Raw genomic sequence first — 9,590 nt, 5'->3', positions numbered from 1 at the left:
TTCGTTAGTTGAACAAGAAAAAAGCCTTACTCCTTATTGAAGTAAAGCACCCGTTAGCTTAATAAGGAAGTCTATTCTTAATTAGTATTTACAGGCAGATTATTATTCTGACTTCGAATTCTAACCCCTAAAGCAATTGCAGCTCCAATACAGCTAGAAAGGCACCCTACTACCAAATAAATTGATGGAGTTGATTCACCAATTAAAACAGAAGCAACCCCTCCAATTACTGGGAATAGAGCTACCATATACCCGCTTTTTGCCCCTCCAATTTTTTCTACAAGTTTTAAATAAAATAGCCAAGCCATAAAAGAAGCAATCAAAGTTAAATATAGCAAAGCAGATAAATATGTAACTGTTGTTGGAAGTATAATTTTATTTCCTTGGAACAGTACAATTACCCCCATTAAAACACCAGCAATTGTAAAACCAATAGCATTTGCATAGATAGGGCTAATCTTTCTATTAGCATTTCTTGCAGAACTTGCATCACCAACAGCTGTTAGAATCGTACCTAACAAAGCAATCATAATTCCTTTTAAATCAGTAAGTCCTTGAAAATCTTTTAAGTTCGGATAGATTAGGACACATACTCCAAATACCCCTAGAATTCCCCCAATTAACACGCGAGAATATAATTTCTCTTTTAAAAAAACACGGAGAGCAATCGGAGTCAATATCACTTTTAACGAAAAGATTAAAGTTACAATGGCAGCAGAGCTCAAAATTGTGGCGTAATAAAGGCACAGATAACTTAATGCAAAGTTACATACACCAAAAACTATAATAAACGGGAAATCTTTTGTACGTGGTCTCCCCTTTGGTTTAAGGAACCACACAAGAACTAAAAATAAAAAAGCTGTCATAACTAAACGATATGATAATGATAATTCCAAACTGACGGGTGTTCCTTGAATTTTCACCGCAATAAAATTTAGCCCCCATACCATTAAGCAAAATATGTACATAAAATTTGTCATTGCATTACCTCATTCTACTGTTTATCTTAATATGTTAATAACTTTTCAAAAAGTAATTGTAACAAATTTGAAGGAGTCAATAAACCACGATTTGAACATTTTTCTTCTTCCACTAAACTGCTTCGTTAGTGGAACAAGGAAAGGAGCAATGTTAAAAAATGATTTCTATTTTAAATAGTGCCTAAAATACATTTAAAAAATTTAACATTAACCCGAAATCAAAATGTAAATATTCTGTCACCGGAATACAGTTGATGTTAGAAGTTTGAAAGTATAAACTTTACTTACTATTTGAGGAGTGATTAAACTGAAAACAATAACCGTGGATAAGCTACTATTCAAGAAAAGATTATCAATGATTGAGCAATTTACAATCAAAGATATCCTGTTTAAATGGGTTGGTGGACCAACAGAAGGATTGGATGATTTTCTACCACTTGAGTATACAGAAAGTGTCTTTGCGAAGATGGAGGCAAAACAGGTAACTACTTTCCTCATTAATGGGGATGAACATTTCAGGTATGCGACAATAACAGAAGATAATCAAATTGTTATTGGTGTTTTAGATTCGAATAAAGAGTTAACACATAGAATCATTTCTCTGGATGAGGTTTTAGTAGAGAAGCACTTGTAAAAGTGCTTCTCTACTAACCTTTCTGCCCAATTTGTATACTTCCCCATGAAGTGTTTACTTAATACTTGAGTTTGATTATAAAAGCTTCTTCAGCCCTCTCCTCCATCATCTTTTTTCCACTAAATTTCAATTTAATCCTTAACTTATTACTGGTTAAACTAACACTTTCTTAAAAAAATGACCACCACTTATACGGTCATGAAAAAGCCCCATCATCCCCTTATCCTTCAATGGGTTTCTTTACTTCACAGTGGGGGTAAAACTTAATAAACCTTTACATAAAATCCATCAGAGCTTAAAAAATTGCTTTTATAATAACTGTTAAGTCATTACTGCAAAGGATGGAGAAAGAACAAAATGTATAAGTATACAATCTACGTAAAATTCAAGGGGAAAATTTATCAAACCAATGTAATAGCTAACAAAAACCAATCAGAAGAAGAAGTTTACCTAATAGCCAAAGAACAGGTTCTGAAACAATGGGCAAATTAAATAACAACATGATTATAATGTTCTCTTCTTTGCCTCTATCACTGGAAGACTTTTCTGGTTGCCTCTTCCCCTAGCTTGAAGACATGCTCCACTCATCTTTTAGATCGTACTCAGTTTATCGAACAACCATACAAGATGATTGTATTTACCATAGGATTGTATATGATCTCTTTCGATCAGGATACGTTCCATTGCAATCGAGTCGTCACTGAACTCGGTATTTTGAATGAGGTTAACAAGGGGACGGTTTTCTGCAATATTTATACGAATTTGAAGAAGTAATGTTATGATTGCATGGTTAAATTCATGAAACTCATTGGGAAAGCTTGCATAAAGGGATTGATGTTCTAATATAATCTTTTCCACGAGTCCATAATTCGTCGGATGAATAGAGTGTAGAGCTCTAATGGATACATCAAGTACCGGGTGCTTTTGTTGAAACAACAGACGATTTAAGTTCATATCCTCCTCTTTCGTATTCGACGGCGGATGTTCTTGATGATACGTTTCTAATTCATCTTCGATAATAAAATTAGCATTTGCCTTATATAATCTATAAGCAAACTCAGCATCCTCGGGTCCCCATCCTTTGAAATTCTCCTCATAGCCGCCGACTTGCTCCATAAAACTTTTTTTAATAGAAAGAAAACCTAAGCAAGCCATCCAACGCAATGGGCTGCTATAAAAATGTTCCCTAAGGTATTTTAATAAATGATGAGCATAACTTTTGTATTTTACAATTGAGGATAAATTTTTTATATCGTCAATATCCTCTTTCTTAACCACTTGTTGGGGTTCTTGTAAAAGCCTGATATGAGTCGTTAAGTTACTAAGTGTCTGTTCTTGCGATACCACCTCTTTAAGGCGTTGGTTGAAGAGAGAATTTTTTTCGCTCCACTTATAAATCTCGTTGATTTGATTATTAGTAAAATCCGGGGATAAAAAAGTATAAATGCGACCCCGCTTGCTTCCTGCAATAACAACTGAGTTCTCGTGAGTTAGATGATGCTGGCGGTTAATGGTAACATAGCTAGGGGGAACGATGGTTTCTGCATCCAAAATGATAATAATCTCTCCCCTCGCATGCCTAAGTCCAATATTTCTTGAAGCAGCAACCCCAACATTGGTTCTATTGCGAATATATTGAAAATGGTAGGGAGGACGGTATTCCTTAATTTTGGGGGTCTGGTCGGTAGAGGCGTCATCAATCAATATCACTTCCATTTTGGATAAATCAAAGCTCTGTTTCTCCAATGCATAAAGGCTAAGCAGATTAAGGGGATAGCGGTTATATGAAGGCATGATGATTGTAACTTCAATTTCCATGTTTTTACTCATTCCTCCTTGAGAGCCTATAGCTTCGAACAATTATAGAAATTCGGCTAATTGTTCCGTTTATTTAAAACTAGTATTTAACGAAGATATACTGACAAAATTAAAAGGATGAAAAGCACCGATTAAAGCAAAATTAATGCCATAACCATGTGAAATAATATATCACCACCTTAATTAAAAGATAGAACATTGTATGTCCGAACATTAAATATCGAATTGGACAAGAACAAAAATTTACATACTTTACATATTCTTAATATTTAAAAAAGCTATTAGCTTGCTGCACATTTCGAAGATATTTTACTTATTCAAGTAACCTGCCCTGTTAGCAAAAAAGAAAAAAGCTACCAAAATCGGCAGCTGGGTCTTCAGCTCTTCCACACGTTGGTTAAAGAAGAGTATCAAACTATAATAGTGAAAATTAAATTTGCAAAAGATTAATAAGTTGTATACTTTGCACTGACCCATCCTTGCTTTCCTTTTGCATATTCAATCCGTAGCCACTTTGAGCTTTCTTCTTCATTTACATCATATTTTCAGAGTTACTCCAAATACTTCTCTAAAGCCTTTTATACCACTATTGGTTACTTTAAGTGCCCTAGTGGAAGGTATTCTTTCTATCCAATTATTTTCTAGTGAATGCAATAATATAGAATTACCTAATGCCCCTGATAAATGAAATCTTCTTTCGCTCCAATCTAGGCATTTACAAGTAAACGCACGCCTCTTCTTTCTTAATTGAATTAAATCAATCCCTATGGAGTTTATATAATTCTCTCCCTGCGAAGTAAGTTCGAAGTTTTCTCCATTATCGTGAATGTATTTGTTATCTAATAAGGAATGGGTTACTTCCACTCCCAGCCTTCCTGCTAAATGATCGTAACATGTTCGAGCAAAATGTATTTCTCTCGATCTGGAAACCTCTCTAAAGGAATTAGGTTTTCTTTCTTCTGTGAGCGATAAAAATGATTCTAAGACCCTAGCCACTTCAGAATTGGCTAAAGAAAGGTATTTATGTCTGCCTAGTTTTTCAGATTTTATAATACCTTTATCGATCATTTTTGATAAATGAAAACTGGCCGTCTGAGGAGTTATTTTTGAAGCAATTGCCAATTCAGAAACCGTATATTTTCTACCATCTAATAAAGTTAATAACATTGTGGATCGTGAGTGTTCACTTATAATTGAAGCAACCTCTGAAACTAACGGATCAAAGTTCAATTTCATTCCTCCAAAATATTAATGTAATCCATACTTCGATGATAATCTTACTATTCATTAATTACAATTAAGTAGAAAAATATAAAAAGGAGGAATTCATATTGAATTCATTAGAATTATTTTTACTAGACTTTCAAGAATGCCGACGACGTTTCCTCATGACCGCAGCTGCATTTCCAAATCACCTTTTAAACTGGAGGCCTGATAAAGATGCATTAACTGTTGGAGAGACAATAAGACATGTGTTATTGCATGATTTATCTTGGCTAAAGATTCTCAAAGAGAAGCGATTACCTACGGATGAAGAGCAGGCACATTTATGGGCTGAGCCATATACAAATCTAGAAAATGAATTAAATAGGTCTAAAGAATACTACAATGAATTTATTAATTATGTTTCTACTTTAAAACCAAGCGATTTTAATACAATTTATATTGAATGGCCACATAAACCAATTAGACGGACACTGGGAGATACCTTGGAAAGAAAGTCATTCCATGATGCAGTTCATACGGGCCAATTGTTACAATACTTAAGAATGCTACATATTGAAAGACCAATGATTTGGGACTAACCTGCTCATGAAAAAGAGGATATGAAAAAAATATCCTCCTTTTCATGAGTTATTTATGAGTTATGTATCAAGAGGTTTAAGATTTTGTGTTTATACGTATCCCAAACCAACTGTCCACATAGGCTACTTCTTTGCAATAATAATGTAAATAACATCTGTCGGATTTAACGTCTGTATTACTCTAAGTCCTGCATTGGTAATTTCCTGTTCCATCGTTACTGAGGAAATTCTAGGATGGTGATCGGTAGGGTTATCTTTCTTTTCTAATTCAATACATACGAAATATCCATCAGATTTAAGCACTTGTTTAATTTGCTCCAGTGAATGAGCTAAGTTCTTAACCTCATGAAGAACTAATGAAGCTAATGCAAGGTCCACTGAATGGTCAGGCAGCGGAATATCATCAATACTACCTTTCAAAGTTTTGATATTTGAAATATTTTCTTTTTTTGCCTTAGAGTCTACAACCTCTAACATTTTAGGATCGATATCCAATGCATAAACCTGTCCCTCCACGATTTTAGCTGCTGGGATTGTTATATACCCTGTCCCAGCACCTAAATCTAAGATATTAGCAGTTTTATGAATAGGAAGCATATTCAATAGCTGTTCGGGCGGGATATCTCCTCTTCTTTCAGGATTATCAAGGAATTCAATTTTCTTTGCTAAACGATCCATTTCTTTAGAGTTACACTCTCTTTTTTCCATATGATTGATCTCCTTTATATTAAATATATTATAGATACTTAATATCTATAATTAAGACAAAAAATAAATCATTTTGTGTAAAGCATAGTTTGTGGCTCTAAAACTCTCTCCCCCATAAAATACATTAGAGATCTTTGATGTCTGTAATTGATATTAAACTAAAATGACATTAATCACAAGATATTTTCATTTTTTCTTTTAAACACGATCCAATTTATTTTTGCCACAAAAAAATGATGGGGCTGTGACAGGAACTGGGATGAAAGTAGGATATTCAACTATATTAAACATGAAAATAGTACTTGAAAAATGGGTGAATTATCCTATAAAATTAGTATATTACATAAATCGTACGATAATGGCAAAACCATTGAAAAATGGTGACGCAAAGCTATAGGGGCTAAGATCCCATTGATTATGCTCGCCAGCTTCCGAATACAGGCTCCTACGATTTGTGATTCAATTAAAGGAGTGAAATTATGAGCACCAGTCTGTCCTTTTCCAGATTCAAAACGGAATGGCATTTTTTACGTATGCGTTACAATGAATTATTACTTGAAGGCTGTTTGGATTTAGAATTAAAAAGTAAACTAGAAAGAAAGATTTCGTATCATAAACAATTCCTGATGTAAGAGCACCTAGTTGAGATACTCTATCTATTCATAAATCATCTTCCAGAAAGAAAAAATACCAAGGGAAACTTCCTCGGTATTTTTTTGACTCCATTTATTACTTAGACGGTCTGTTTATTTTTCGTTTGTCGCTGTACCGAAATCATCTCAGGCTGGTCGGCGAGAATTAATTGGAAAGAACCCTTGGAAGTAGTGACCGTCACAAGGAATGAATCTCCTGCCACTGCGGCATTCTCACTAATCTCTTGAGGCTTCATATTTAGCTCCATGCCCCAATTCGACATATTCACCAAATAAATTCCGTTATTTAGATTCAAGAACTCACAAACCGATGCTTTCGCAAGTTCGTCCACCTCTGTTAATTCTTCCTCAGCATGTTGGGAAGCAATATGAAGAAATGCCTCTTCATTAGCAGCAATCGCAGTAAAAAGTGGGGATTCCCCGATAATTTCTTGATGAACGATCCAATTTCCTTTCTGCTCAACCTCTTGCTCGGCTACCTCTAAATACACTTGATCATCAATAAACCGGATTAAGTTTTTGGCAAACAGTGAGAGATACTTTCCATAGGTAGCTTTTTTCTTAGAATCATTTGTTTCAAGAAGGTTTTCAATTAATGCTTCCATGCTGCCGCTCTTAATGGCTTCAAATTGATCATCCGACAGGCTATACTCTTTTTTATAATCGTTTAAGGCTGTCCCGAATTGATCAATCGTCATATATTCACGGTCCACGAGGGCTTGAGCTAGGAATAAGTGATTCTGCTTTTGCTTGGAAACAAGCGCTTCCACCTGATCATCCGTTAGGAAGCCAAATTCAATCGCAATCTCGCCAAAACGTTTATCTACCTGCTTTTGCTTCAAATGAACTTCTTCTACTTGTAAGGGCGTCATATATCCCTCATCAACAGCAATGACCCCAAACTTCACATGAACAGACTTCTGAAACTCTAATGCATCTGCTAGTTGTTCTCTAGTAATTAAGCCACGATTTAATAAATAATGGCCAAAATATTGACTAAACATTCACACTTCCCTCCTTTAAGACCTTTTCAATGAGATTCAAGACCGATTCAAGATTAATAGGCTTTTGAATAAAATCATAAGCTCCGTTTTCTAGTGCTCGTTTAAGTTGATCATTTGTCCCTACAGATGAGGCCATGACAACTTTAGCCTCAGGATTAGTCGCTTTGATCTCTTTTAATGCTTCAATCCCATCTTTTTCTGGCATAACAATATCCATAAAGATTAAATCAGGGGTATGTGCTTTTACTAATTCGACCGCTACATTTCCATTTTCCGCCTCGAAAATTTCAGCACATTTACATTTTTCCAAGACTTCTCTTAATTTTTTTCGTATCAATAAAGAATCATCACAAATTAGAACGCTTAAATTATTTCCCATATTTGTCATCTCCTTAATTTAAAAAATCGTATATCTTTAGTAGTTCTACGGACCTATTCTTTTTACCTTTATTTTTACATTAAATTCCGACAATATATTTAATTTCTTTCAGTTTACTAGTGATATTCAGCCAAAACTTTTCAATATTTTTACAAATCTATTGAGTGACATCCACTTTTGCTATATATTTATTTTATATTAAGAAAATTGTCATATATTTTAAGATAATAAGATCTTAACAATTCAAATTTCGTGAATACAATGAATGTAGATGCTAGATATTGGAGTGTGTATTATGGAGGTTTTTGTCGCCAGACAGCCAATATTCACAAAGGCAAAAGACATATTTGCTTATGAATTGCTTTATCGGAACAATCCAGACAACCGTTTTCCAGACATTAACGGAGATATAGCTACGACTGATGTGATCATTAATAGTTTTATTAATATAGGAATAGATGAACTTTCTAATGGCAAAATTTGTTTCATTAACTTTACTGAAAATCTCCTAAAATTAAGACTTCCGACCTATCTCCACCCAAATGAAGTGGTAGTGGAAATATTAGAAACAGTGGAAATAACTCCGGAAATATTAGATATATGCAAGGAACTAAAATCTAAGGGTTATCAAATCGCGCTTGATGATTTTGTATTAAAAAAAGATAATCCCTTTTACTTTCCCTTATTGGAACTCGCCAATATCGTAAAGGTTGATTTTAGAGATACTAAACCTCATATGAGAAGGATCATTGAGAGGCTTTCCCAAAAATACAACTATACCTTGCTAGCGGAAAAAATTGAAACTTTAGAGGAATTCGAATCAGCAGTAAAATGTGGGTATGAATATTTTCAAGGGTACTTTTTTTCTAAACCTGTCATTCTATCTACACGTGATGTACCGGAGTATTTCCAAAATTATTTTGTCATTATCAATCATTTATCTCAGAGTGAACCGGATCTCGATTTGATTACCCGGTTAATTGAACAAGATTTATCACTATCTTATAAGCTGCTTAAATTGAGCAATTCCCCTGCTTACGGTTCCATTCATAAAATAAATTCGATTAGACAAGCCATCGTTCGCCTTGGCTTAAAAGAACTCAAAAAGTGGCTCTATATTCTATCACTCAGGGGTACAATCACTGGTAAAAATGAATGGTCTAGAGAATTGTTTAACAATAGCCTCATTCGTGCAAAAGTGTGTGAGTTTATTTCTTTACATAAAAGTAAACGAAAGGAATCATCGTCCTATTTCTTAACCGGATTGTTTTCACTTATGGATGCATTGCTAGGGATGGAGATGGATGAAATCTTAAATTTAATGCCACTCCAAGAGGACATTTGTGAAGCCCTACTAGGCATATCTAATCAGATGAAAGACACATTGGATTTAATCATTTCAATTGAAAGAGGAGCTTGGGAAGAGGTTAGTTTATGGTGTAAAAAGTTGCAAATCCAGGATCATATTACCCTGAATTATTATCATGAAGCATTTAAATGGGTAAATAATCTAATGATTGATTGATAGTTTAAAAGGGACATATCAGGACAGTTTTTTACGGTTTTAAAAAATAACTCCTTTCTACCATTGTCATATTGATAACCTACG

At 34.3% G+C, this 9,590-nt stretch carries 10 protein-coding genes and 1 riboswitch; of the genes, 4 read left to right on the top strand and 6 right to left on the bottom strand.

Annotation, left to right across the window (positions count from 1 at the left end; all coding sequences use genetic code 11):
* Positions 1 to 77: 77 nt before the first annotated feature.
* Positions 78 to 980 carry a DMT family transporter gene (locus ACJ004_RS27805; RefSeq protein WP_410896325.1) on the bottom strand — a complete coding sequence of 301 codons (903 nt, stop codon included), beginning with the start codon at positions 978 to 980 and terminating at the stop codon, positions 78 to 80.
* A 298-nt stretch (positions 981 to 1,278) separates the two neighbouring features.
* On the opposite strand from ACJ004_RS27805, the gene ACJ004_RS27800 reads away from it, so the two are divergent.
* Complete coding sequence (locus tag ACJ004_RS27800; RefSeq protein WP_410896324.1) at positions 1,279 to 1,614, top strand: hypothetical protein; 336 nt, start codon at positions 1,279 to 1,281, stop codon at positions 1,612 to 1,614.
* Positions 1,615 to 1,971: 357 nt separating this feature from the next.
* Positions 1,972 to 2,106, top strand: a complete 135-nt coding sequence (locus ACJ004_RS27795) for a BA3454 family stress response protein (protein ID WP_410896323.1) — start codon at positions 1,972 to 1,974, stop codon at positions 2,104 to 2,106.
* Between the two features lie 99 nt (positions 2,107 to 2,205).
* On the opposite strand, the gene ACJ004_RS27790 is transcribed toward ACJ004_RS27795, so the two are convergent.
* Both ACJ004_RS27790 and ACJ004_RS27785 read right to left on the bottom strand, forming a co-directional pair.
* Entirely contained in the window at positions 2,206 to 3,444 is a 1,239-nt protein-coding gene (locus tag ACJ004_RS27790) for a glycosyltransferase family 2 protein (protein WP_410896322.1), read from the bottom strand.
* A gap of 525 nt (positions 3,445 to 3,969) precedes the next feature.
* Entirely contained in the window at positions 3,970 to 4,662 is a 693-nt protein-coding gene (locus tag ACJ004_RS27785; protein WP_410896321.1) for an ArsR/SmtB family transcription factor, read from the bottom strand.
* Between the two features lie 101 nt (positions 4,663 to 4,763).
* Here ACJ004_RS27785 and ACJ004_RS27780 point away from each other — a divergent pair, with 101 nt between their 5' ends.
* Positions 4,764 to 5,237, top strand: a complete 474-nt coding sequence (locus ACJ004_RS27780) for a DinB family protein (protein ID WP_410896320.1) — start codon at positions 4,764 to 4,766, stop codon at positions 5,235 to 5,237.
* Between the two features lie 123 nt (positions 5,238 to 5,360).
* On the opposite strand, the gene ACJ004_RS27775 is transcribed toward ACJ004_RS27780, so the two are convergent.
* The 3 genes from ACJ004_RS27775 to ACJ004_RS27765 form a co-directional block, all read right to left on the bottom strand.
* Positions 5,361 to 5,945, bottom strand: coding sequence for a class I SAM-dependent methyltransferase (locus ACJ004_RS27775; protein ID WP_410896319.1), 585 nt, complete (start codon positions 5,943 to 5,945; stop codon positions 5,361 to 5,363).
* A 350-nt stretch (positions 5,946 to 6,295) separates the two neighbouring features.
* Positions 6,296 to 6,381: riboswitch (cyclic di-GMP riboswitch) on the top strand.
* Between the two features lie 297 nt (positions 6,382 to 6,678).
* A complete protein-coding gene (locus ACJ004_RS27770) occupies positions 6,679 to 7,602 on the bottom strand; it encodes a cyclic di-GMP-binding domain-containing protein, MshE-related (RefSeq protein WP_410896318.1) in 924 nt (307 codons plus the stop codon).
* Positions 7,595 to 7,981, bottom strand: coding sequence for a response regulator (locus ACJ004_RS27765; RefSeq protein ID WP_410896317.1), 387 nt, complete (start codon positions 7,979 to 7,981; stop codon positions 7,595 to 7,597). The genes ACJ004_RS27770 and ACJ004_RS27765 overlap by 8 nt, the downstream gene beginning before the upstream one ends.
* Positions 7,982 to 8,276: 295 nt before the next feature.
* Between ACJ004_RS27765 and ACJ004_RS27760 the strand changes: the two genes are divergently transcribed.
* Positions 8,277 to 9,506, top strand: a complete 1,230-nt coding sequence (locus ACJ004_RS27760) for an EAL and HDOD domain-containing protein (RefSeq protein WP_410896316.1) — start codon at positions 8,277 to 8,279, stop codon at positions 9,504 to 9,506.
* Positions 9,507 to 9,590: the final 84 nt, after the last annotated feature.

Origin of the sequence: Neobacillus sp. 204, assembly GCF_046562815.1 — a bacterium.
GTDB lineage: Bacteria > Bacillota > Bacilli > Bacillales > Cytobacillaceae > Neobacillus.
The sequence above is the reverse complement of the archived record's forward strand: the minus strand, read 5'-3'. Positions and strand labels throughout refer to the sequence as shown.

What these genes read in the sequence shown, in the direction of transcription:
- ACJ004_RS27805 (WP_410896325.1), bottom strand. Translation starts at nt 980, where the DNA reads ATGACAAATTTTATGTACATATTTTGCTTAATGGTATGGGGGCTAAAT.
- ACJ004_RS27775 (WP_410896319.1), bottom strand. Translation starts at nt 5,945, where the DNA reads ATGGAAAAAAGAGAGTGTAACTCTAAAGAAATGGATCGTTTAGCAAAG.
- ACJ004_RS27770 (WP_410896318.1), bottom strand. Translation starts at nt 7,602, where the DNA reads ATGTTTAGTCAATATTTTGGCCATTATTTATTAAATCGTGGCTTAATT.
- ACJ004_RS27760 (WP_410896316.1), top strand. Translation starts at nt 8,277, where the DNA reads ATGGAGGTTTTTGTCGCCAGACAGCCAATATTCACAAAGGCAAAAGAC.
- ACJ004_RS27795 (WP_410896323.1), top strand. Translation starts at nt 1,972, where the DNA reads ATGTATAAGTATACAATCTACGTAAAATTCAAGGGGAAAATTTATCAA.
- ACJ004_RS27765 (WP_410896317.1), bottom strand. Translation starts at nt 7,981, where the DNA reads ATGGGAAATAATTTAAGCGTTCTAATTTGTGATGATTCTTTATTGATA.
- ACJ004_RS27790 (WP_410896322.1), bottom strand. Translation starts at nt 3,444, where the DNA reads ATGAGTAAAAACATGGAAATTGAAGTTACAATCATCATGCCTTCATAT.